Below are 21,375 nucleotides of genomic sequence, written 5' to 3' on the forward strand. Positions count from 1 at the left end.
CCCACTAGTAATCAGGAGTTTCATCATGACCCATATTGATAAAGTGCTGTACACCGGCAAAGTCCATACCTCCTCGGGTGGTCGTAATGGCACCGCCCTCAGTGACGACGGCCGACTGGATATAAAGCTGTCGTCGCCAGGCACCTCTGGCGCCGGTACCAACCCAGAGCAGTTGTTCGCCGCGGGTTGGTCGGCTTGTTTTATCGGTGCAATGGGACTAGCTGCGAGCAAGCTGAAAGTCACCCTCCCGGTTGACCTTGCGGTCGACGCCGAAGTCGATCTAGGCACAACCGATGGCGCTTATTTCCTCCAGGCTCGCCTCAACGTCTCCCTTCCCGGGCTGGATCGCAACGTCGCTCAAGACCTGATCGATGCCGCACACCAGACATGCCCGTACTCCAAAGCGACGCGGAACAACATCAACGTGGTGATCAACCTCGTTTGAGAAGAACCGTGGCGGGTTTCAATCACCCGATTCACACCCCCCGGCTGCCAGCGGTAACCGTGGAGGTGCTGTGGATCCGGGGTTCCAGACGTCGAATTGGAATATTGAGCTCATGCAAACGAACACTTCATCACCAACGCATTTAGATCCACAGATCCCCCTTGAGGGGACCGTCGGGCTGGGATTGCGCCGTGCGCTGCTTAACACGCTCCGTGACGCTCCAGTCGGTGATTTCGATTTTCTAGAGGTTGCTCCAGAGAACTGGATCGGCATCGGTGGCGCTCATGGTGAGGCCTTGCAGTTGCTGGCTGAACGCTACCCGCTGTCATGCCATGGCCTCTCACTGTCGCTGGGTGGCAGTGCGCCGCTGGACGAATCTTTTCTTGAGCAAGTCCGCGGGTTTCTTGATCGCTTTAACGTGCCGTTCTATAGCGAACACCTGAGTTACTGCAGTGACGATGGCCATTTATACGACCTGCTGCCGTTGCCATTCACTGAGGAGGCCGTTCATCACGTTGCTGCGCGCATCCGCCGTGCACAGGACATTCTCGGTCGTCGTCTTGCTGTAGAAAACGTCTCTTACTACGCCGCTGCTCATCAGGACATGGACGAACTGACGTTCACCAATGCAGTGCTCCGCGAGGCCGATTGCGACTTGTTGCTCGACGTTAACAATGTGTACGTCAACTCGGTAAACCACCGCTTCGATCCAGCGGTTTTCCTCGCCGGCCTGGAACCAGAACGCGTAGTCGCCATGCATGTGGCAGGCCATTACGACGAAGCTGAGGACCTGATCATCGACACCCATGGTGCGTCGGTCAAACCGGTAGTCTGGTCATTGCTGGGCCAGGCTTATGGCCTGTTCGGTGTGAAGCCAACCCTGCTGGAGCGCGATTTCAACTTTCCGTCCTACGACGAACTGGTGGCTGAGCTGAACACCATCAGGCGCTTGCAACGCGACGCCAATGCTTTGGTGCGGGTGACCGTCGATGGCTGACTCCCCTTCAAGTTTGCACAGTCAGCAGCTCGCGCTGACCCGGTACCTGCGTGACCCGGACAGTTATGCGCCGCCTGCGCAGATGAATCCCGAGAGAGCGCAGGTCTATCTCAACCTGGTGTTGAACAATCTGTTGGGGTTGCTGGGTGGGACGTTTCCGGTGCTGGTTGCCGTGCTGGGTGATGACGGTTGGCGTGCACTGGTACGACGTTTTTTGCGTGACTACCGCGCGCAAACGCCACGTTTCGGAGAAATTGCTCGGGAGTTTGTAGACTTCGTAGCGAGCCTGGAAGACTCGCCCGATCACGAACATCCCTGGTACCCGTTCTTGCCTGAATTGGCCCATTACGAGTGGGTGGAAATGGCGCTGCAACAGTTGGACGCTGCGCCGTTAAAGGCCAGTGATGCGGCGCATTTACTCGACCGTCCCCTCAGCCTTTCCCCGCTCGTCTGGCCGCTGGCTTACACCTGGGCCGTACATCGTCTCGGGCCAGGCCACCTGCCTTCTGAACCGCCAGAACAACCGACGTTGCTGCTGATCAGCCGTGTGCCGAGTGGCCAAGTGCAGTTCTCCCAGGTCAGCCCTCTCGCGTTCCGTTTGTTGCAGCGGATCGAGCAGTTCCCTGACATGGCTGGTCGAGCGCAGTTGCACGCGTTGGCTGCGCAGGCTGGTGCTTCAGACGTGACCCGCTTCGTCGCTGACGCACTGGTGCTGCTGCGCCAGCTGCATGCGCAAGCTGCCGTCGGCGTAGCCGCGACACCCGTGTTAAAGCTGTTGTCCTGACTGACGAGCAAAGGCTGAGGTCGGTTTTTGTATCTCTATGTACCCAAACGCGAAGTCTTGGGATTGGCTTACAAATGCTCCGCTCGCCGATACATCGCCGATACATGACTCCCGCTAAATAGGCCTACCCGAACAAGGACGCTGTATCGAAGTGGACGACACTTGCGCCCTTCGCCTCGAGCTTCCTTGAGGGTCTATCCGCCCTGTGGCATGAACCGCGGCCTGGCCGCGCAAAGCATCTGGAGAAGCACTATGTACCGTAAACCAATGTCGAACAAAACCAGTCTCGGCCTGGCCGCAATTGCTTTAGCCAGTGGCATGAGCCTGGCATCGTCTGCGGCTTTTGCTGTTGAGCCTTTGTCCCAAGGCTACCAACTGGCATCGGCCGATAAAACCGGCGAAGGCAAATGTGGCGAGGGCAAATGTGGAGAAGGCAAATGCGGGGCCAGCGAAACCAGCGACAAGTCCGCTACTGCCGAAGGCAAGTGCGGTGAAGGCAAATGTGGCGACGAGTCTTTCGCTCGCACAGACACCGACCATGATGGCCTCGTCTCTCTTAAAGAACTGCTGGCTGTAGCGCCTCAGGGCGGTGAAGAATTCAAAGCAATGGACACCAACCACGATGGTTTTCTTTCGGAAGGTGAGGTCTACAAGTTCAGAACCAACCAGTACATTTCCAATGGCAAGAAAGTACCCACCGAGCTATTTACCCGCATGAGCAAAGCGCAAAACTGATTCCTCCCGCCGTAGCATTCGCCCTCCCCCGCGCCTGCAGCCAGGGAGGGCGATTTACCTTCTGCAAAGCCCCCAGTTGTATTGATTACATCGCGTTATAAGTGATGTTCTCCGCCCCTGATTTATCCCCTGAACGCAACACTCTAAAGTCCATCCCACTGCTCCCCTCTTCATATCGATGGGGCGCCTACTGGAGACTTATCCCATGCCTTTCATCAGCGTTCGTATCACTCGCGACGGCGTTACCAAAGAACAGAAATCCCAAGTCATCGCCGAGATCACCAAAACCATGCAAACCGTCCTCAACAAGGACCCGCACCTCACCCACATCGTTATTGAAGAGGTCGATACCGACAACTGGGGCTATGCCGGAATTACCACCACCGAGTACCGCCAACAACTGACGGAGTCGAAGAAATGACCTTCCCCGTCAGTATCGACTTTGTGTCGGATGTGGTGTGCCCCTGGTGCGCACTCGGCGCCACAGCGCTGGAACAAGCCATCGCCAATGTTGCCGGCGAGGTTGTCGTGGAGCTGACCTTCAAGCCCTTCGAACTGAACCCGGACATGCCGGCCGAGGGCGAGCACGCCATCAAGCACATGATGCGCAAATACGGGCGCAGCGCCGAAGAAGTCGCCTCGCGCAATGAAATGATCGTCGCGCGTGGCAAGGCCATCGGTTTTCAGTTCGACCTGGAAAAGCGCAGCCATTTCTACAACACCTTCGATGCCCATCGCCTTCTGTTCTGGGCCGTGCAGGAAGGCCGCCAGGTCGCGCTGAAGAAAATCCTGATCGAGGCTTATTTCACCGACGGCGAGAACCCAAGCGACCACGAAACACTGGTGCGCCTGGCCGCTGAAGCGGGACTTTCAACCACCCACGCCCGCGAGATTTTGGCTAGCGAGGCGTTCGCCATCGAAGTCCGTGAACTTGAAAGTTTTTACCTTGAGCGCGGGATTAATTCGGTCCCGGCCATGGTGCTGAACGGTCGCCAGTTGGTGTCCGGATCGCTATCCGTCAAGGAATACGAACAAATCCTCAGGCAAGTGGCACGAGAGTCTGCCCCGGCCTGACAAAGCGATTTACCAGCACGATGCTCGGCCAAGCCCACAGCATCGGTCACTCAACTTTTGCGGAGTACATCGTCATGTCGAACGCCTCTTATCCGCTGAACCGCACCGCTTACCTGCTGGTCGATCCTTACAACGATTTTCTCTCGGAAAACGGCAAGGTCTTCCCCTTGATCAAGCCGATTGCCGAACAGGTCGGGCTGCTCGACAACCTGCGAGCCCTCGATCGCGCCGTACGAGCGCAGAACATTCCAGTGGTCATCGTGCCGCACCACCGCTGGGAACACGGCGACTACGAAGACTGGGACCATCCAACACCGACCCAATGCAAAATCATGCACATGCACCACTTCGCACGCGGTGAATGGGGCGGCGAATGGCATCCCGATTTCGCGCCGAAGGACGGCGACATTGTCGTGCAGGAACATTGGGGCTCCAGCGGCTTTGCCAATACCGACCTTGATTTTCGCCTGAAGCAGAAAGGCATCACCCACGTCATCATCGTCGGCCTGCTCGCCAACACCTGCATCGAAGCGACCGCCCGCTACGCCTCGGAATTGGGCTACCACGTCACGCTGGTGCGCGATGCGACCGCCGCTTTCCGCGCGGAAATGATGCACGCCGCCCACGAGTTGAACGGGCCGACTTTCGCTCACTCAATCGTCACCACCCAGGAATTGATTGAGGCGCTGGCACAACAGGAGTAATGGCCGATGAGCCTCACCGGACAACTCGCATACTGCGAACTTGCACTGGCCCCATAGAACGCTGATAGCCTGAATCGCTGTTATTATTCCCGCACTACAGGTAAATGGCGGCTTTATTCGGTATATGAACACGAATCGTGAGCAGTTTCCGTTGCCGGAAGATTTAAAGGTCTTCCTGACTGTTATCCGAAAAAACGGCTTTGCGAATGCCGCTGAAGAGTTGGGTTATTCACCTGCCTACATAAGCAAACGCATTTCCGTACTTGAGTCGACTCTAGCCACAAAGCTGCTACACCGCACAACAAGACGTATTGCGCTGACCGACGACGGCGAACGAGCCCGGCAATGGGCAGAAAAACTGCTGGGAGACCTCCAGGAATTTCTTGGCGAAATATCCGAAGCGCGGCATCAACCTACAGGGTCGCTGCATATTTGCAGCAGCTTCGGTTTTGGACGTAACCACGTAGCACCAGCGATTTGCAAACTATCGCAGACCTACCCGAAACTCGATATCCGTCTGGACGTGTTTGACCGTGTAGTCGATATCGTCGGCGAAGGGTTTGACCTTGAGATACGTGTCGGGGATGACCTGCCTGGTCAGCACCTGGGCCGAAAACTTGTGAGCAATCGACGAGTGCTGTGTGCAACTACGGAGTATCTGGAGCGGCGAGGCATGCCACACTCATTAGATGACCTGACCACCCATGATTGCTTGGTACTGAAAGAGCGAAATAACGCATTCGGCGTCTGGAACCTGACAAAGGACGGACACGAAGAGTCGGTGCGCGTAAGCGGCCCTTTGTCCTCCAACAACGGTGAGATTGTTCTGGAGTGGGCGTTGAGCGGTGGAGGGATCTTGTTGCGGTCGATGTGGGACGTTAAACCGATGCTGGAACAAGGACGACTGGTGCAAGTACTTCACCAATACACTCAAAGTGCGAACGTATGGGCTGTGTACCCCACCCGACTTAGTGAGTCGGCGAAATTGAGGGTTTGTGTCGAGTTTCTCGAAGAGTATTTTCGCCATCTATCGGTTGAGTGATGCCCTGGCGGTAGATCCCAGCATGCGATCTACCGTCGACACTGTTTCCATCTGGTTCACAACCAGGGATTCTCCGACAGATACCGGGTTTCAAAGCTGCGAATCTGTTCGGTACGCTGAAGCGTGGTGCCAATGGCATCCAGACCGAGTAACAGCGACTGCTTACGCAATTGATCAATCTCAAAGTGAATAACTGCACCGTCAGCTAATTCGATCGTTTGCTCTGGCAGATTCACGTTGATCTTCGCTGTTGCTGCGTTGCTGATAACGCCTGCAATTTGTTTCAGCTGCGCTTCGGACACCTGGATGGCCAGCACGCCATTTCGCTGGCAGTTATCATAAAAAATACCGGCGAAGCTGGTGCCAATGAGTGCTCTGATACCGACTTGCTTCAAGCCCCAGACGGCATGCTCGCGGCTTGATCCACAACCAAAGTTTGGCCCGACCACCAGAAAAGCGGCATCGTTCCAGGCGGGCTGATTGAGAATGAACTCTGGATTGGGTTCGCCGGACTCAAGAAATCGCAGATCGAAGAACAGGCCTTGGTCCAGCCCCTTGCGATCGATCCCCTTGAGGAACTGCTTGGGCATGATGACGTCGGTGTCGATGTTGGAAGCCAAAAACGGTGCTGCACTGCCGATTACCGTGGTGAAAGGTTGCATGTTCACGCCTCCAGAGCGAAAGATCGAACGTCAGTCAAATGCCCGGTAATCGCCGCCGCAGCGACCATCGCCGGGCTCATCAGATGGGTGCGCGCACCGGCGCCCTGCCGGCCTTCAAAGTTGCGATTGGTACTGGATGCACACCGGTCACCGGGTGCGAGCACGTCATCATTCATGGCCAGGCACATCGAGCAGCCTGATTGCCGCCACTCAAAACCCGCATCCAGGAAAATCTGCGCGAGCCCCTCCTCTTCCGCCTGGCTACGCACCAAGGTCGATCCCGGGACGATCATTGCTCGCACATGGGCAGCGACTCGTTTACCGCGCACCACTCGTGCAACATCACGCAAGTCTTCAATCCTGGCATTGGTGCAGGAACCAATGAACGCATGGCTGATCATCACGTCGCTGAGCGGCATTCCGGGTACCAGGCCCATGTAGTCCAAGGCTCGTTGCATCCCCTGACGCAATATGAGGTCTGTCTGACTGGCGGGATCTGGTACACGACTTCCAACCGGCGCCGCCTGATCAGGGCTCGTCCCCCAGGTGACCATGGGTTCCAGCGCACCAACATCGAGAGTGACTTCACAATCAAACAGAGCACCTTCGTCGCTATGCAGTCCTCTCCATTTCGCGACTGCTTGCTCCCACATCTCGCCTTGAGGTGCGCGGGGCCTGGATTGCAGGTAGGCAAAGACTTTTTCGTCCGGTGCCATGAAGGCGCCTCTCGCACCAGCTTCTACAGCCATGTTGCAGATGGTCATCCTGGCTTCAACGCTGAGGTCTTTGATCGTCGGCCCCGCGAACTCAATTGCGTAACCTGTGGCGCCCGAAGCTCCGATCTTTTCGATCAGAGCCATGATGATGTCCTTGGAGGTGACGCCGGTTGCAAGTAAACCGTTCACCGTTACACGCATGGTCTTCAAGCGTTTGTAGACCAGCGTCTGTGATGCCAGCAAGTGTTCTATTTCGGAGGTGCCGATGCCGAAACCAAACGCGCCCAATGCACCATAGGTCGTGGTATGACTGTCACCGGCTGCGACGATCATGCCAGGCAGTATGAAGCCTTGCTCGGGCGCTACGACGTGCTCAATACCCTGACGTTTATCGAGAATATCGAACAGTTCAATTCCGAAGTCTCGGCAGTTTTCTTCGAAGTAAGAGACCTGCTGTGCGCCACCTGCATCTGGCATTGTGGCAATACGAATTGGAGCAGTCGGGTTAACGTGATCTACCACCGCCAAAGTCGCGCTCGGGCGCCAAACCTGGCGACCTGCTTCACGCATACCGCTAAACGCCTGTGGACTCGTGTATTCATTGGCGACTTGGCGGTCAATGTATAAAAGGACATGGCCCTGATCATCGAGAGCACAAACAGTGTGGCTGTCGATGTGTTTCTGATAGAGCGTTCTTGGCTTATTCATTGAATGGGCTCTTTCGGTCTAAGCATGAATATGGGTGCGGTATGTCAACAGCTTATTTTTGCCGCTGATTCTGTATCAATAGCGATAAGGTGAAGGCGTTGCGCACGATGCGTGAATAATCGCCAGTGCTTTTGTAGGACATTCATTTGTGGGAGTCATATCTTGAGCAGAACAACGCCAAGACACTGTGTTGCGATTCAAAGCGGCGTAGTACTCGCGCCATGAGCCAACAGAATGGAATCTGTGCCGGGAGCAGCCTATTCGGGGGAAAGCTTGGCAGCCGCTGCGGCTGCTCGTGAACGACGGCCGCGCTTGAGGGCGATCGGCGCCATCTTGCTGCGATCCAGTTCACCCTCCCAGGCCGCCACTACAAGGGCTGCGACGGCATTCCCGATGATATTGGTCAGGGATCGGCATTCCGCCATAAAACGGTCGACCCCGAGGATCAACACCATCGCCGCCACAGGTACGGTAGGCACTACCGCCAGGCTCGCGGCCAGCGCGACGAAACCCGCACCGACCACTGCGCCCGCACCCTTGGAGGTGAGCATGGCCACCGCCAGCAAAGTCAGTTGTTGCTCAAGACTCAAATCGATGTTGGTCGCCTGAGCCAGGAACAACACAGCCAGGGTCATGTAGATATTGGTCCCGTCCAGGTTGAAGGTGTAGCCGGTCGGAACAACGATCCCCACTACACCTTTGGACGCACCAAGGCTTTCAAGTTTTTGAATCAGTTGCGGCAGCGCTGATTCTGAAGAGCTGGTGCCAAGCACAATGAGCAGTTCGGCCTTGATGTACGCCAACAGTTTGAAAATATTGAAGCCGGCGTAGTGGGCAATGCTGCCAAGTACGCAAGTAATGAAAATGAATGCCGTGAGATAGAAGGTTCCGATCAATTTCAGCAGCGGCAGCAACGAGCCGAGGCCGTATTTTCCGATGGTGAATGCAATCGCGCCAAACGCTCCGACAGGTGCCACGCGGCTGATGATGCCAACAATGCGGAAGAATACTTCGCTGGCCTGGTTGATCACGCTTACCAGTGGGCGACCCTTTTCACCGACCATCACCAGCGCAATGCCGAACAGCACCGAAACAAATAGCACGGGCAGAATCTCACCCTTGGAGAACGCATCAAAAAACGTCGATGGAATCACGTGCAGCAAAAAACCGGTAATGCCTTCGCCGTGCTCCGCCTGGCCGACAAAACCGGCAATCGCCGAGGAGTCGAGCGTCTTGACGTCGATGTTGAAGCCCGCCCCCGGGTGCAACAGATGGGCCGCCATCAATCCAATGACCAGAGCAACGCTCGAAACAATTTCGAAATACAGCAATGCCTTGCCGCCCACCCGCCCGACTTGCTTCACGTCGTGCATACTTGTGATTCCCGAGACCACCGTGCAGAAGATGATCGGGCCGATAATCATCTTGATCAACTTGATGAATCCGTCACCCAATGGCTTGAAGTCGACGCCAATCTGGGGCCAGTAGTGGCCGACCACGATGCCCATGGCGATTGCTATGACGACCTGCACATAGAGCGTTCCCAGCAGTTTTCTGATTGTCATTGTTATTATCTCCAGGCGTGTTTCGGGCATGACTATTGCGCGCAGGCCAATGATGTCCTGCGGCGCAAGGCTGGTTCATATCAGTGAAAGGCGGTTGTCAACGCAGGAAAGCCATTGCCTCGGCGAGCAATACCTCTGGGACTTCTTCAGCAAGGTAATGGCCGGCGGGCAACGCCTTGCCACGAACATCTGTGGCGACCTGCTGCCATTCCTTGAGCGGTTCGAAGCAACGACCGACCGTGCCTTCGGCGCCCCATAAAACCAGCAATGGAAGACTCAGGTGACGACCGGATTGGATGTCGGCACGGTCATGCTCAAGATCTATGCTGGCGCTGGCGCGGTAGTCCTCGCAGATACCCCGGGCGGCGCCCGGAAGTTTCAGGCAGCGCAGGTATTCGCCGAAGGCTTCGTGAGTAAACGGTTTGAGCCCCGCACTACGACTGCCCATCACACTGCGCAGATAGGCTCCGGGGTCGGCTTCGATCAGGGTTTCCGGCAATGGTGCCGGGCGGATCAGGAAAAACCAGTGCCAGTACGCGCGGGCAAATGCTTCGTTGGTTTGGGCGTACATCGACAAGGTTGGCGCGATGTCGAGCAGCACCATGCGTTGCACTGCAGCGGGATGATCCAATGCCAGGCGATGGGCAACGCGGGCGCCACGGTCGTGGGCCAGCAGAGAAAAGCGTTCGAAGCCCAAGGAATTCATCAGCTCGACACCGTCCTTGGCCATTTCGCGTTTGGAGTAGTTGGTGTGGTCGTCGTTGGCTACAGGCTTACCGCTATCACCATAACCGCGCAGGTCGGCGGCAATCACCGTGAAATGCTCGGCCAGTTGTTCGGCGACCTTGTGCCAAATGACATGGGTCTGAGGGTGACCGTGCAGCAACAGCAGGCCCGGCCCGCTCCCGCCAATGCGATAGGCAATGTCCACACCGTTGACATGACGCTGGTCTTTGAGGAATCCGGCAAACATGAGGTGACTCCTTGTTGTAGTTGCCTACATCCTGAAATCGTTGGCGCTAAAGTGAAAGTCGCAAAGCGTGGTGCAATTATTCATGAAGCGTGTTCAAAGGACGCTCGATCCATCCCTTCGCGAACAGACTGCAGTCTTTAAAGAATATCTGACATCCCTTTTTAACAAGCCCCACTTAGGCGGGGCTTATTGCATTAATTCCTTCATGCGACGTATTTGCTTGACGCCCATCGCCTGAGTAGAATGCGATTCATTATCAATCATGTATGTCCCGGGATGCCGATGCGTAGCGACGAAACACTAGGTACTGCAGATCCAGGGCTGCTCTATCGCACCCACTTCTCGTGGTTACAGGGCTGGCTGATTCGGCGCATCGGCTGTCGCGACAACGCCGCAGATCTGGCGCAGGACACTTTCGTCCGTGTGCTCAAACACCGCCATCAGTCCGGCGCCCTGCGCGAGCCACGCGCCTATTTGAGCAGCATTGCCCGCGGTCTGATGATTGATCAGTATCGTCGTCGCGAACTAGAACGCGCCTACCTGGAAAGCATCACCTTGCTGCCGCAACACGAGGTTCCATCGGAAGAAAGCCGGCTGATGATTCTCGATGCGCTCGAGCGCATAGACCGTTTGCTCGACTCGCTTAAACCAAGAGTACGCCAAGCGTTTTTGTTTGCCCGACTCGACGGTCTGACCTGCGCGCAAATCGCCGAAAAGCTCGGAGTTTCCCGGGCGACGGTGGAGCGCGACCTGGCCACGGCCCTGCAACACTGCTATCGCTTGCGTTATGTCGAGGCCTGAGCCCGAGGCGCTGGATCCGGCCATTGTCGAGCAGGCAATCCAATGGCTGGTGCGCCTTCGCTTCAATCAGGCCGATGAACAGACACAGCGCACGTTTGAGCACTGGCTGCAGCAGCGCCCGGAGCATGCGTTGGCGTGGCAGCGTGTGGAAACGCTTGGCGATGAATTCGAAGGCGTGCCAGCTCAACTGGCTCGACAAACCCTTAAGGGCGCCCAGCAGGGAATGCGCCGGCGGGAGAGCCTGAAGCTACTGGGCATATTGGCGACCGTTGGCACGGCAGCCTGGCTCGGCCGCGACTACACCCCCCTGCCCTCCATGCTTGCACAGCAGCGCAGCAGCACCGGCGAGCAACGACGTTTCCAACTCGATGATGGCAGCCTTATCCAGCTCAATAGCGATAGCGCCGTCGACAGCGATTTCGACGCCCAGCGGCGCCTGATCATCCTGCGCCGTGGTGAAATCATCGTGAATGTTGGTGCGGATCAATACTCGCCGCAAGCGCGACCGTTGTGGGTGCAATCACGCGACGGGATCATGCGAGCCCACAGCTCGCGCTTTCTGGTCCGCGAGCGTGACGACGGCACTCTGGTCGCAGCTCAGGAGGGATCAGTCACGGTTTTCCCCGGCTCCAGCCACACGCCTGCGAGCCGCAACGTCCTAGCAGGAAACCAACTGCTGTTCACCTCAAGTGACGCCCGAACGTTCAGTGACAACGGCCTCGATCTATGGGCTTGGGGTGACGGTGTGATCAGTGCGAACCATATGCGCCTTGGTGACTTCATCGCAGAGTTGTCGCGTTATCGACCAGGAGTCTTGCGCTGCGCCGAAGAGGTCGCTGATCGTCGCGTTTCCGGCACTTTCCAGCTCGCCGACAACGATCGGGTCCTGGCATTGATCGCGCAGTCACTGCGCCTGCACATTGATTACCGAACCCGTTACTGGGTCACCGTAACCGCTGCCACCTGACTCCACCCGAATATTTTTTCGCCACCTGAAAAATAATGAGGTGGTTTCTCATTCTCGTTCGACCTGTAAGGAAGGCCGGAATACAGGCCAGTCTGCCGATGTCCTTTCTTGGAGCGAGAAAATGAGTTCGTCCCCGGTTTCACAGCGCCATCCATTAAGTCGTGCCATGCACGGTGCGATCCTGGGTTTGATCGTGAGCAGCTACGCATTGCCATCGCTGGCGCAAACCTCGGGCGCTGATCACAGCAATCAAGTCAAACAGTGGAATATCGCCCCCGGGCCACTGGCGCCAGCGCTTGACCGCTTTGCGCGCGAGGCTGGCATCAGCCTTTCCTTTGACGCCTCGAGTGTGGCGAACCGCACCACGGCTGGCGTGAATGGCACGCTCGATACATCGGCAGCGCTGTCATCCTTGCTTCAGGGAAGCGAATTGCAGGTCGAACAGCAAGGGCCGAATGCTTACCTGCTGACCCCTCAAGCAAAAACCGCCGGCCCGCTGGAACTCGACGCAACGGCCGTCGAGGACTACCGCCTCGCCCCGCTCATCATCAATGCCAAGGTCCGGGTCAGTGCCGACGACGACGCCAACTCGGTGGTTGCCAAGGAGCTCTGGGTGGGCGGCAAGGTGGCCACCAGCATTCTCAATACACCGGCATCGGTGTCGGTGGTGACCAACAAGGAAATGCAGCAACGCAGCGTCAGCACCACGGAAGAAGCGCTGCAATATACGCCGGGCGTGGTCAGTGACTTTTATGGTACGGATGATCGCAACGACTATTTCCAGATCCGCGGCTTCCAGGCCACCACCTACCGTGACGGCTTGACCCTCAGCTCAATGCGCGGCGTACGCGAAGACCCATTCGCCTATGAGCGCATCGAGATTCTGCGTGGCGCCAACTCCACCCTGTTTGGCCCTGCAGACCCGGGCGGTTCGGTAAATTTCGTGACCAAACAGCCGCGCTTCGAGAAGTTTGGCCAAGGCTATGTGACCTACGGTTCGTTTGACCATGTCGAGACCGGCATCGATGTCGGCGATGCGCTGAACGACGAGAAAACCCTGGCCGGCCGCTTTACTGCCAAAGGCCAGAACAGCGATCGCGAGTACGACCACTCGCAGGACGACAACCAGCTGTTTATGGGTGGCCTCACCTGGGCACCGACGGATTACACGTCGGCCACGATGATTCTGGACTACCTGAAAACCGAGAGTTCGCCCAACAGCGGCGGCTATCCACTGGATCGGGAATACGACCGCAGCAAGTTTTATGGCGAGCCCAGCTACAACTTCCACGATGTCGAGCGCACCAGCCTCAGCGGTAACGTCACCCATGATTTCGACAACGGTTTTGTGCTGCGCAGCAATCTGCGTTACAGCAAGTTGACCGATGATTTCGGCTACGTGTACCTCAGCGACAGCGCCGCACGTGTCGGTACTAGCGTCGATCGGTACCTGTTTGGAACCGACACTGAAGCCGACCAGTTCAACGGCAATCTGATGCTGCAATACGATGCCCGCTTCGAGAACATCGACAGCAGCAGCCTGGTGGGCGTGGAGTATCTCGATTCGACCACCAAGGAAAGCTCGGTCTACGCCCTGACGACCCCGATCGACATTGCCAACCCTGTGTTTACTGGCGTTCCACGCTCAATCGCGCCGTATGCCGTCAACAAGCGAGACGCGACCACCAAGGCCGTCTTCCTTCAGCAGAACCTGTCGTTCTACGAGCGTTTCATCGTCACCGGAGGTGTGCGCAACGACTCGATGGACCTGACCAGCAAAGGCTTGCAATCCACTGAGAAAGACACCTTCTCCGAAACCTCCTACCGAGGTGCGTTGACCTATATCGTCAACGATGAGGTGTCCACCTACGTGAGCATGGTCGAATCCGTCTCGCCGCCGCAGGTTGGCGTGACACCGCAGACAGGCAGGCAGTACGAAGTGGGCGTGAAGTATGCGCCGATGGGGATGGATGCACTGTTCTCCGCCGCCGTGTATGACCTGACCCAGGAAAACGTCACCATCGCCGTGGTGCTGCCGAGCGGCATCATCGAGCAGCAGACAGTTGGCGAATCGCGCGCGCGTGGCCTCGACCTGGAGGCCAAGGCGCAGGTAACGCAGAACCTCAGCCTGATCGGTGGTTATTCCTACATGGAGTCCGAAGTACTGCGCGGTTCGTTGTACGATGGCAGCTCGCTGAAGGGTAACGAATTCGCCACGGCACCCAAGCACTCCGCCTCGCTCTGGAGTTACTACGACGTACCCGCCACTGATGTCAGCGTGGGCCTGGGTGCACGCTACGTCGGCGCTTATTACTTCGATGCAGCCAACTCCGGCAAAAGCGATGGCACCACGCTGTTCGACGCCGCCTTCAACTACAAGATCGCCAAGGGCACCGACCTGGCGGTGAACGTCAGCAACCTGCTGGACGAGCAGCACGTGGTCGGCTCCGGCACCGCGAACTTCTACAACCCGGGCCGCGAGATTACCGCCAAGCTGAGCTACAACTGGTAATTAGGCGGGTAGCCTATTTTCTCGTAAAGGAAACGGTGCCCGCTTTATCGCGGGCACCTTCGACTTGGTTATCAACCGCTGACCTCACGCAAAATTCTCTCGAGCTCAGGACGGGTCCACCTCTCCCAAGGGAATACCTCCCGGTCATCGCCGCTGTGCCAATACTCGCCCGCATCAAATGCCTGATAGATCGAAAATGCCGGCTCGGGCATCTCTGCGTACAAGGACAGATCGACGATATCGCTGATGACAATATTCATCACCTCATCACAGTAGTGAAAATCGCGGCCGCCGGTGATAAACAGTCTTGCCACTGAGATCGCCAACTGATTGAGAAGATCGCGGCTGTCGATCTGCAGGTGGTCACACATGACACTTAATTCCGTGTTTGGGGCTTTCTCAATCATCCCCAGTACGTAATCAAGCTCGGCATCACTAAGACGTGTGGCCATGGGATCAAAGTACTCGTGAGTTCGGTTTTGCGATGGATTCAGGACAAGCCTGTTAGGAAACATGTTGGCAGATTTGCTGTTAAGGGGCAGCTATGGTTCAAATGCAGCTTCGGATTGGGTGGTCCCGTTTTCCCCAGGCCTTACACGGTAGAAGTCGACTTGGACTGTCATCAGATAGAGGTGACGAAGCGGGTATCGAGACCCTCGCTTACTGGCGCTAGCGAATTGATCAATACGACCGCATCGTCGCCTTGGTTAAGGTAAATCAAGGTGTCGCCGGTCTCGAACGTCACTTTGAATCCGGCTAGCCAAGTCTCTTGCCCGTTGAGGGAATCAAGAATCCCCTCAACTTCGCAAATTATTTTGTGCTGAAGGTGGCTTGCTGACAGATCTGTAAACAGGCTTTCCATCTTCCAGGAGCAAGTCGCGTCCGGCTCTATATCAAATGAGGTGGGCGCGTCAGTCGGCAATAAATCCGCGCCTACTCGTTCGCCATCACTCAAGAGATACATGGATAAAACTTCTCTCTCGCCAAAACGCCACTCTAGAGAACCAATGTCACCCAAATACTTCTCGTGGTTGAAGTAGTACTGGTAGTACACCAGATCGCTCAGTTGCTTTCCCAAAAGCGAGCGTGCGTTTTGCAGATCCCGCCCAGCTCTTGCCGGAGACGAGGAGTAGCGATCAGGCATCAAGCATCTCGCTTAGCAGTGAATGGACACAGATAGTACACAAACACAAGGTGGCCGCTTTTGGGTATTTGGCGATCCGTGACACGGAGATCGGCCAGAAGCGGCCAGTCAGTATCGATGAAATACGTTAGATGATTCCAGTTTCAAATGAGCAGCGGGCAATACCCAGGTTGATCTACGCTTGAATGAAATCACGCAGAGAACCAGATCATGTCCCTCGCTCCCGGAAGTCTATTGGCCTTGGCTGTGGGTGTCTGCTTTTGCACATCCGTGCTCGGACAAGGGGCAGCAGACAGCGATTCTCCACCGGCGATACTGCCATTGGCATCCGAGAGTGCGCCGAGACTCATTGCCTACCCGCCGCTTGCCGAGCCGCTCGCCCGTGGAGTGGTCATCATCCAGTTTCGAACAGAGCACGCCAGGATCATGCCGGTATTTGGCAAAGTGGCTGCGCAGGTATCACCACGCTTAGGTCACCTTCACGTGACCGTCGATGACTGGAAAGGTACGTGGGCGCACACCAGTGAAGACCCGATTATCCTGGTCGGGCTAACGCCCGGTCCTCACAAGGTTCTCTTGGAAGTGGCCGACCCGACGCACCAGATCATCACCAGTACGACAGTGAGTTTTACAGTACCGGAGAAGAAACCGATGGACGCTCCCCGTACTGACGATCACGCGGTAAAGCCATGACTGCCGTGCTATTCACCGAAACAGGCAACAATCGGCGTCTCTGCCAGCGAATGACTGGCTCAATATCTCCAGAAAACCGGGGTCACGAGTACCAACACCGTCAGGATTTCCAACCGGCCCAGAAGCATGCCGACAGTCAGTAGCCATTTGGCTGCATCCGGCAGTGACGAGAAATTACCTGCCGGCCCGATGATTGTGCCCAGTCCGGGGCCGACGTTACACACCGCCGTAGCGGCGCCGCTCAGGGCGGTGATCCAATCAAGCCCGATCAGCGCCAAGCCCAAAGCGATGGCGGCAATCGTGATGGTGAAGAAAAACGAGAAGGTCAGCAGCGAACGGACGATTTCCTCGTCGATGGGATGGCCGTTGTATTTTTTCTCGTGGCCGATTCTCGTGCATCCGATTATGGCAACCCATGAACTCTGACAACCTTAAAACCCGTCCAGATAAGCTAGCGTGTCGAGTACTCGATAGGTCAAAGGCTCGCTGGTTGGCTCGCTCTTGCAAGCTCGCTGAGGCAATAAATCTCCATCCATCTACTTATGGCCGATTATGGGTTTTTATCGGCACACCTGAATGACTGTTTTTGGCCGTCAGCGGTCATTTGTGAGTGGCGGACTCCGGCCAATAGCTGCCTCTCATTTCAGCAGCAATGGGCAGGTGAAGACTGCATCTTATGACTGAGTACGGGTGCAATTCAGAGGGGGCATTTCTTCATTGAGAGCCGTAGTCGTTGCCATTCATTCCAGCAGTCCTCGGCGACTAAGTCCCGGAACCCACGTTCGTTCTCCATATCCAGGGCGACGTCGAATGGAACTGCAACACACGGCGCGTGATCACGAATTTTGAGTGCCTCGGACTCTGTAAGTGGGGAGCCTTTGTTCGTTTCGGCGCTTTGCAAAGCCACCGAAAGCGCCGGAATGAATACAACGCAAAGCTGTTCCGTCATCTGTTGCTTGCCTCAATTGTGCGAGAAGGCCGAAAGATTACGCTGGTCGCTTAATCACGGCTATTGGCCAGAAGCTGCCTCCCAGGCAGCGAACCGTGAATGGTCACTCGTCAAACAAGGTCCAGCCATGACAAATGCCGGCAAAGTCTTTTGCCGTAAAAAATAATGTCAGTTCCTTTGGGTCAAATTCTTTGTAGAGCCAATGCCCAGGAATGGGGCCTCTCGTTATCGCGTATTCCAAGCGGTATTTTTGAACAGGTCCAAAACCGAAGGATCGTGAATTCAGCTCAAACCTGTCACCTCTGTTGAGCGCCCATAGCTTTTCAACAAGGCAGTCATCAAGCACCACCTCTCCCGCTACCTCAACCAGATACTTTGAATGAAGTTTCTGTTGAAGCCTAACGCTTCTGGCCATGCATCAACCTACCTATGAACAGTCCGAGCATCGGCGCAATAATACTTGAACATGATGACGACCGCTTTGGGTTGGAAAAAAGTGCGTTGAGCGTCCGCTTTTGGCCGATAGCTGCAATCCGCCACCGGCAGCTATCAGCTGAGACGCCCGTAAATCTGGCCCAGGCAGACCACTCACCAAACCTGGCCCCAGCTTTTTCCTGCCTGCAATCCCAAACCCGCACAAAAAAACCTCAGATGCGTTGTCAGTTGATCCTTTTCAGCCTATCTTCAATAAAACCTATACAGCCAACCTGTATGCGTACAACCTTTTCGCCAGACATTGGTCCCGACTCAGCACCGCCACGAGTAACCCGAATGAGCCCACTATTAGCCAGCCATTACCGTGAAATCCTCGTTGGCGTCGGTGAGAACCCGGAACGCGAGGGTTTGCTGGATACGCCCCAGCGCGCCGCCAAGGCGATGCAATACCTGTGCAACGGTTACGCGATGAGCCTGGAAGACGTCACCAACGGTGCGCTGTTCGAGTCGCAGAGCGATGAAATGGTGATCGTCAGCGACATCGAGCTTTATTCGCTGTGTGAGCACCATATGCTGCCGTTTATCGGCAAGGCGCATGTGGCGTATATCCCCACTGGCCGGGTGCTGGGGCTGTCCAAGGTGGCACGGGTGGTCGACATGTTCGCGCGGCGTCTGCAGATCCAGGAAAACCTTACTCGGCAGATTGCTCAGGCGATCCAGCAGATCACCGATGCTGCCGGTGTCGCGGTGGTTATTGAAGCCAGGCACATGTGCATGATGATGCGCGGCGTCGAGAAGCAGAATTCGATCATGACCTCCTCGGTCATGCTCGGTGCCTTTCGCGACAGCTCGACGACGCGGCAGGAATTTCTCCAGCTCATCGGCCGGCGTTAGGCCTATACACAGCCTGTTAACTGTACAAGCTCAAGGAGTAGGAAGATGACCCGATTTCTGCTGCTGTTAGGACTGGCGCTCAGCATTGCAAGCTGCGGCAGTGTCGATGTTGCTCGTTACGCGGATCAGCAACCGGCATTGAGTCTGGAGCAGTTTTTCAGCCAGCCCGTCAAAGCCTGGGGCATGTTTCAGAAGCGCAACGGCGAAGTGGTCAAGCGGTTTGAGGTCGATATTGCCAGCCGTCGTGAGGGTGAAAACCTGATCCTCGACGAGCGCTTCCGTTACAGCGACGGCACCCGTGAGCGTCGGGTCTGGACCCTCACTCCCGGGGCCAATGGTCAGTGGAGCGGTCGCGCGCACGATGTGGTCGGGGTTGCGCAGGGCCAGATCGCAGGCAACACCTTCCACTGGCGTTATCGCCTGAACCTGCCAGTTGATGATTCAACCTACGAGATGAGCATGGACGACTGGATGTACCTGGTCGACGAAGACACGTTGATCAACCGCACCCGTATGTCCAAGTGGGGTTTCGAAGTCGGTCAGGTGACGGTGTTCTTCCGTCGTCAGAGCGCTGGAGCGAACCCATGAGCAGTGGGTTGACCCTGGCCTCGTTCGGCGACGGTTATCGCGCCTTGGTGATCGGCGCCAATTGCGCCCTCGGCACGGCGTTCTGCCAACATTTGAACCAGGATCCACGCTGCGCCAGCGTCCGTGCGCTGGGACGCAAAACTGTGCCGAAGCTCGACCTCGAGCAGCCTGAAACGATCGCCAGCGCCGCTGCTGAACTGGCAGGCGAAGCACCCTTTCACCTGATCATTCACGCGGCCGGCCTCCTCCATCGCGACCAAATCAAGCCGGAAAAAAGCTACAGCGCAATCGAAGCCGAATCGCTGCAGGCCGTGTTCCAGGTCAACACGCTGGGGCCGGCATTGCTGTTACCCGACTTTCTTCCATTGCTTGCGCCTCAAGGCGCGATGGCAATGCTGTCGGCAAAAGTCGGCAGCATCGGCGACAACCGTTTGGGCGGCTGGTACGCCTATCGCGCCTCCAAGGCTGCGCTGAACATGCTGATCAAGACCGCCGCCATCGAGCTTTCGCGCACGCGACCGCAGAGTCGCTTGCTCAGCCTGCACCCGGGCACGGTGGTCTCGCCGTTGTCGCAACCTTTTCGCGGAGCCTCGAGCGCCCGCCCGGCAGACATTGCCGCTGCGCAATTACTGAGTCTGATTGACACGCTGACGCCGGCCGATAGCGGCCATTTCTTCGCCTACGATGGAGAACGCCTGCCCTGGTAGGCAAGGAGTGAAGCATGAATCTGCAAACCCTCACCGAACGTGCGGCCAACAGTGAAGTTCGCGAACTGGAGCTGCTGTCACTCGAAGGTGGATTTTATCTGGCGAGAATTCGCGTAGATCAGGGCCAGTTCACCTTGCTCGATGATGCGGCCAAGCCAATGCACCTGCGTTCGATCACCCACCTGCGCGACTTGCTGCAAACCGTGCCGGCGTTTCCCTGCGTGCTGGTGCAGCAATGCGTGCACGACGAAATGTGCGGCCGGGATTCAGGGCCGGTTGAAGAGCTGCGCATTCCATTTTCGCTGACCACGCCGTTATGACGCCGAAGCGAGGCAAGCGCTGCATGGCAGGCTGATAAGGCGCGCGTCGCCCACCGGCGACGCATTTATCGAACCCCTGCCCCGTCCACGGGTCTGCTTCACATCGATTCCCTGGAAGTAAAACCCATGTCCACTCAACACACGCTTGTCCTGCTTGCCCGAGGCGGATACGCCGCGCGCGGCGTACTGTATCTGATCATCGGCATCTTCGCGCTGCTGGCGGCGCACGACTCCACCAAACCGAAAGACAGTCACAAAAGCCTTGAAGCATTGCTCAGCCAGCCCTTCGGCTACGTGCTGATCGGTGTTGTGGTCGCCGGCCTGCTGGCCTTCGCCGCCTGGCGTGCGCTGCAAGCGATCCGCGATGTCGACCACCACGGCACCGAATTCAAAGGCCTGGTCATTCGCGCAGGTCTGCTCGCCGGCGGTCTGGTCAATGCGGCGCTGGCCTTCTTTGCCTTGGGTCTGTTGGTGAGTGGTCTCAGGAGTTCGGGCGGCTCCGGCGATGGCAAGACCAAGGATCTGCTCGCGCAGCTGCTGTCGTTCGAGCATTCGAACCTGTTGATCTACCTGATCGCGCTGATCCCGCTGGGTGTCGGTATCGCCCACATCATCAAAGGCTGGAAGGCCACGTTCGAGAAATACTTCGAAGCGGATGACGAAGTGATGCGTTACGTGCGCCCGGTGTCGCGCTTTGGCCTGATCGCCCGCGGCGTGGTGTTTATCGAGATTGCAGTGCTGATGGCGGTCAGCGGCTCGGTTTATCAGGCGACCAATCCACCCGGCATGAAGGAAGCACTGGATGCTTTGCAGAATCTGCCGGCAGGCGGCGTGCTGTTGATGCTGATGGCCTTGGGGCTGATAGCATTTTCGGTGTACAGCTTTTCCGAAGCGGCCTGGCGCCGGATCGAAATGGATGTGCCGTTGTAAGCGGCGATTCGAGGGGGCGTTTGCCCCCTC

The 21,375-nt window shown here is 56.8% G+C and carries 24 protein-coding genes and 1 pseudogene; 17 read left to right on the top strand and 8 right to left on the bottom strand.

The genetic code is table 11. The features are described 5' to 3' along the window. The first annotated feature begins 25 nt into the window (after positions 1-25). The 8 genes from OC605_RS20035 (at position 26) to OC605_RS20070 (ending at position 5,781) form a co-directional block, all read left to right on the top strand. Positions 26-445, top strand: coding sequence for an organic hydroperoxide resistance protein (locus tag OC605_RS20035; RefSeq protein WP_262139034.1), 420 nt, complete (start codon positions 26-28; stop codon positions 443-445). Between the two features lie 112 nt (positions 446-557). After that, positions 558-1,442, top strand: a complete 885-nt coding sequence (locus OC605_RS20040; RefSeq protein WP_262139035.1) for a DUF692 domain-containing protein — start codon at positions 558-560, stop codon at positions 1,440-1,442. After that, a complete protein-coding gene (locus OC605_RS20045; RefSeq protein ID WP_262139036.1) occupies positions 1,435-2,226 on the top strand; it encodes a DUF2063 domain-containing protein in 792 nt (263 codons plus the stop codon). The genes OC605_RS20040 and OC605_RS20045 overlap by 8 nt, the downstream gene beginning before the upstream one ends. 252 nt (positions 2,227-2,478) lie before the next feature. Next, positions 2,479-2,961 carry a hypothetical protein gene (locus OC605_RS20050; protein ID WP_262139037.1) on the top strand — a complete coding sequence of 161 codons (483 nt, stop codon included), beginning with the start codon at positions 2,479-2,481 and terminating at the stop codon, positions 2,959-2,961. Between the two features lie 205 nt (positions 2,962-3,166). Continuing rightward, on the top strand, positions 3,167-3,382 hold the full coding sequence (locus OC605_RS20055) for a tautomerase family protein (protein ID WP_016774741.1): 216 nt from the start codon (positions 3,167-3,169) through the stop codon (positions 3,380-3,382). After that, on the top strand, positions 3,379-4,035 hold the full coding sequence (locus OC605_RS20060) for a DsbA family oxidoreductase (protein ID WP_262139038.1): 657 nt from the start codon (positions 3,379-3,381) through the stop codon (positions 4,033-4,035). The genes OC605_RS20055 and OC605_RS20060 overlap by 4 nt, the downstream gene beginning before the upstream one ends. Before the next feature lie 74 nt (positions 4,036-4,109). Further along, positions 4,110-4,739 (top strand): isochorismatase family cysteine hydrolase, encoded by a 630-nt coding sequence (locus tag OC605_RS20065; protein ID WP_262139039.1) that lies wholly within the window; start codon positions 4,110-4,112, stop codon positions 4,737-4,739. A 124-nt stretch (positions 4,740-4,863) separates the two neighbouring features. Next, positions 4,864-5,781, top strand: coding sequence for a LysR substrate-binding domain-containing protein (locus OC605_RS20070; protein ID WP_024012984.1), 918 nt, complete (start codon positions 4,864-4,866; stop codon positions 5,779-5,781). A gap of 56 nt (positions 5,782-5,837) precedes the next feature. Here the strand turns inward: OC605_RS20070 and leuD are convergent, their stop codons facing one another. The 4 genes from leuD to OC605_RS20090 all read right to left on the bottom strand — a co-directional run bounded on the left by leuD (position 5,838) and on the right by OC605_RS20090 (position 10,405). Next, entirely contained in the window at positions 5,838-6,443 is a 606-nt protein-coding gene (gene leuD / locus OC605_RS20075; RefSeq protein WP_186569647.1) for a 3-isopropylmalate dehydratase small subunit, read from the bottom strand. Between the two features lie 2 nt (positions 6,444-6,445). Next, positions 6,446-7,867, bottom strand: a complete 1,422-nt coding sequence (gene leuC / locus OC605_RS20080; RefSeq protein WP_186569646.1) for a 3-isopropylmalate dehydratase large subunit — start codon at positions 7,865-7,867, stop codon at positions 6,446-6,448. Between the two features lie 257 nt (positions 7,868-8,124). Further along, on the bottom strand, positions 8,125-9,432 hold the full coding sequence (gene dctA / locus OC605_RS20085; protein ID WP_262139061.1) for a C4-dicarboxylate transporter DctA: 1,308 nt from the start codon (positions 9,430-9,432) through the stop codon (positions 8,125-8,127). Between the two features lie 97 nt (positions 9,433-9,529). Next, entirely contained in the window at positions 9,530-10,405 is an 876-nt protein-coding gene (locus tag OC605_RS20090; RefSeq protein ID WP_186569601.1) for an alpha/beta fold hydrolase, read from the bottom strand. A gap of 282 nt (positions 10,406-10,687) precedes the next feature. Here OC605_RS20090 and OC605_RS20095 point away from each other — a divergent pair, with 282 nt between their 5' ends. From OC605_RS20095 to OC605_RS20105, 3 genes are all read left to right on the top strand, one after another. After that, positions 10,688-11,206: a sigma-70 family RNA polymerase sigma factor gene (locus OC605_RS20095; RefSeq protein ID WP_051600722.1), complete on the top strand. Its 519-nt coding sequence runs from the start codon at positions 10,688-10,690 to the stop codon at positions 11,204-11,206. Further along, positions 11,193-12,173, top strand: a complete 981-nt coding sequence (locus OC605_RS20100; RefSeq protein WP_262139040.1) for a FecR domain-containing protein — start codon at positions 11,193-11,195, stop codon at positions 12,171-12,173. The genes OC605_RS20095 and OC605_RS20100 overlap by 14 nt, the downstream gene beginning before the upstream one ends. Positions 12,174-12,294: 121 nt before the next feature. Next, on the top strand, positions 12,295-14,685 hold the full coding sequence (locus OC605_RS20105) for a TonB-dependent siderophore receptor (RefSeq protein ID WP_262139041.1): 2,391 nt from the start codon (positions 12,295-12,297) through the stop codon (positions 14,683-14,685). Positions 14,686-14,756: 71 nt separating this feature from the next. Here the strand turns inward: OC605_RS20105 and OC605_RS20110 are convergent, their stop codons facing one another. Both OC605_RS20110 and OC605_RS20115 read right to left on the bottom strand, forming a co-directional pair. After that, positions 14,757-15,137, bottom strand: a complete 381-nt coding sequence (locus tag OC605_RS20110) for a hypothetical protein (RefSeq protein ID WP_133337675.1) — start codon at positions 15,135-15,137, stop codon at positions 14,757-14,759. Between the two features lie 170 nt (positions 15,138-15,307). Beyond that, positions 15,308-15,829: a hypothetical protein gene (locus OC605_RS20115; RefSeq protein ID WP_133337673.1), complete on the bottom strand. Its 522-nt coding sequence runs from the start codon at positions 15,827-15,829 to the stop codon at positions 15,308-15,310. 210 nt (positions 15,830-16,039) lie between these two features. Here OC605_RS20115 and OC605_RS20120 point away from each other — a divergent pair, with 210 nt between their 5' ends. Next, on the top strand, positions 16,040-16,522 hold the full coding sequence (locus tag OC605_RS20120; protein WP_262139043.1) for a DUF6130 family protein: 483 nt from the start codon (positions 16,040-16,042) through the stop codon (positions 16,520-16,522). Between the two features lie 59 nt (positions 16,523-16,581). On the opposite strand, the pseudogene OC605_RS20125 reads toward OC605_RS20120, so the two are convergent. Then, positions 16,582-16,851, bottom strand: a pseudogene (locus OC605_RS20125) (potassium transporter TrkG); the annotation flags it as partial. Between the two features lie 723 nt (positions 16,852-17,574). Next, on the bottom strand, positions 17,575-17,886 hold the full coding sequence (locus OC605_RS20135; RefSeq protein ID WP_122880606.1) for a hypothetical protein: 312 nt from the start codon (positions 17,884-17,886) through the stop codon (positions 17,575-17,577). 356 nt (positions 17,887-18,242) lie between these two features. Between OC605_RS20135 and folE the strand changes: the two genes are divergently transcribed. The 5 genes from folE to OC605_RS20160 all read left to right on the top strand — a co-directional run bounded on the left by folE (position 18,243) and on the right by OC605_RS20160 (position 21,345). Further along, positions 18,243-18,800, top strand: a complete 558-nt coding sequence (gene folE / locus OC605_RS20140; protein ID WP_016774771.1) for a GTP cyclohydrolase I FolE — start codon at positions 18,243-18,245, stop codon at positions 18,798-18,800. 45 nt (positions 18,801-18,845) lie between these two features. After that, complete coding sequence (locus tag OC605_RS20145) at positions 18,846-19,388, top strand: DUF3833 domain-containing protein (protein ID WP_262139047.1); 543 nt, start codon at positions 18,846-18,848, stop codon at positions 19,386-19,388. Continuing rightward, entirely contained in the window at positions 19,385-20,095 is a 711-nt protein-coding gene (locus tag OC605_RS20150; protein WP_262139049.1) for an SDR family oxidoreductase, read from the top strand. The genes OC605_RS20145 and OC605_RS20150 overlap by 4 nt, the downstream gene beginning before the upstream one ends. A 14-nt stretch (positions 20,096-20,109) precedes the next feature. Continuing rightward, positions 20,110-20,415: a DUF6482 family protein gene (locus OC605_RS20155; protein WP_016774774.1), complete on the top strand. Its 306-nt coding sequence runs from the start codon at positions 20,110-20,112 to the stop codon at positions 20,413-20,415. 126 nt (positions 20,416-20,541) lie between these two features. Continuing rightward, positions 20,542-21,345 (top strand): DUF1206 domain-containing protein, encoded by an 804-nt coding sequence (locus OC605_RS20160; RefSeq protein WP_110600551.1) that lies wholly within the window; start codon positions 20,542-20,544, stop codon positions 21,343-21,345. Positions 21,346-21,375: the final 30 nt, after the last annotated feature.

It is taken from the genome of Pseudomonas sp. Marseille-Q5117, from assembly GCF_946901175.1.
Classification (GTDB): domain Bacteria; phylum Pseudomonadota; class Gammaproteobacteria; order Pseudomonadales; family Pseudomonadaceae; genus Aquipseudomonas; species Aquipseudomonas iranensis.

Excerpts from the sequence above, each read along its gene's own strand:
- OC605_RS20035 (WP_262139034.1), top strand. The coding sequence starts at position 26 with ATGACCCATATTGATAAAGTGCTGTACACCGGCAAAGTCCATACCTCC.
- OC605_RS20040 (WP_262139035.1), top strand. The coding sequence starts at position 558 with ATGCAAACGAACACTTCATCACCAACGCATTTAGATCCACAGATCCCC.
- OC605_RS20045 (WP_262139036.1), top strand. The coding sequence starts at position 1,435 with ATGGCTGACTCCCCTTCAAGTTTGCACAGTCAGCAGCTCGCGCTGACC.
- OC605_RS20050 (WP_262139037.1), top strand. The coding sequence starts at position 2,479 with ATGTACCGTAAACCAATGTCGAACAAAACCAGTCTCGGCCTGGCCGCA.
- OC605_RS20055 (WP_016774741.1), top strand. The coding sequence starts at position 3,167 with ATGCCTTTCATCAGCGTTCGTATCACTCGCGACGGCGTTACCAAAGAA.
- OC605_RS20060 (WP_262139038.1), top strand. The coding sequence starts at position 3,379 with ATGACCTTCCCCGTCAGTATCGACTTTGTGTCGGATGTGGTGTGCCCC.
- OC605_RS20065 (WP_262139039.1), top strand. The coding sequence starts at position 4,110 with ATGTCGAACGCCTCTTATCCGCTGAACCGCACCGCTTACCTGCTGGTC.
- OC605_RS20070 (WP_024012984.1), top strand. The coding sequence starts at position 4,864 with ATGAACACGAATCGTGAGCAGTTTCCGTTGCCGGAAGATTTAAAGGTC.
- leuD (WP_186569647.1), bottom strand. The coding sequence starts at position 6,443 with ATGCAACCTTTCACCACGGTAATCGGCAGTGCAGCACCGTTTTTGGCT.
- leuC (WP_186569646.1), bottom strand. The coding sequence starts at position 7,867 with ATGAATAAGCCAAGAACGCTCTATCAGAAACACATCGACAGCCACACT.
- dctA (WP_262139061.1), bottom strand. The coding sequence starts at position 9,432 with ATGACAATCAGAAAACTGCTGGGAACGCTCTATGTGCAGGTCGTCATA.
- OC605_RS20090 (WP_186569601.1), bottom strand. The coding sequence starts at position 10,405 with ATGTTTGCCGGATTCCTCAAAGACCAGCGTCATGTCAACGGTGTGGAC.
- OC605_RS20095 (WP_051600722.1), top strand. The coding sequence starts at position 10,688 with ATGCGTAGCGACGAAACACTAGGTACTGCAGATCCAGGGCTGCTCTAT.
- OC605_RS20100 (WP_262139040.1), top strand. The coding sequence starts at position 11,193 with ATGTCGAGGCCTGAGCCCGAGGCGCTGGATCCGGCCATTGTCGAGCAG.
- OC605_RS20105 (WP_262139041.1), top strand. The coding sequence starts at position 12,295 with ATGAGTTCGTCCCCGGTTTCACAGCGCCATCCATTAAGTCGTGCCATG.
- OC605_RS20110 (WP_133337675.1), bottom strand. The coding sequence starts at position 15,137 with ATGGCCACACGTCTTAGTGATGCCGAGCTTGATTACGTACTGGGGATG.
- OC605_RS20115 (WP_133337673.1), bottom strand. The coding sequence starts at position 15,829 with ATGCCTGATCGCTACTCCTCGTCTCCGGCAAGAGCTGGGCGGGATCTG.
- OC605_RS20120 (WP_262139043.1), top strand. The coding sequence starts at position 16,040 with ATGTCCCTCGCTCCCGGAAGTCTATTGGCCTTGGCTGTGGGTGTCTGC.
- OC605_RS20135 (WP_122880606.1), bottom strand. The coding sequence starts at position 17,886 with ATGGCCAGAAGCGTTAGGCTTCAACAGAAACTTCATTCAAAGTATCTG.
- folE (WP_016774771.1), top strand. The coding sequence starts at position 18,243 with ATGAGCCCACTATTAGCCAGCCATTACCGTGAAATCCTCGTTGGCGTC.
- OC605_RS20145 (WP_262139047.1), top strand. The coding sequence starts at position 18,846 with ATGACCCGATTTCTGCTGCTGTTAGGACTGGCGCTCAGCATTGCAAGC.
- OC605_RS20150 (WP_262139049.1), top strand. The coding sequence starts at position 19,385 with ATGAGCAGTGGGTTGACCCTGGCCTCGTTCGGCGACGGTTATCGCGCC.
- OC605_RS20155 (WP_016774774.1), top strand. The coding sequence starts at position 20,110 with ATGAATCTGCAAACCCTCACCGAACGTGCGGCCAACAGTGAAGTTCGC.
- OC605_RS20160 (WP_110600551.1), top strand. The coding sequence starts at position 20,542 with ATGTCCACTCAACACACGCTTGTCCTGCTTGCCCGAGGCGGATACGCC.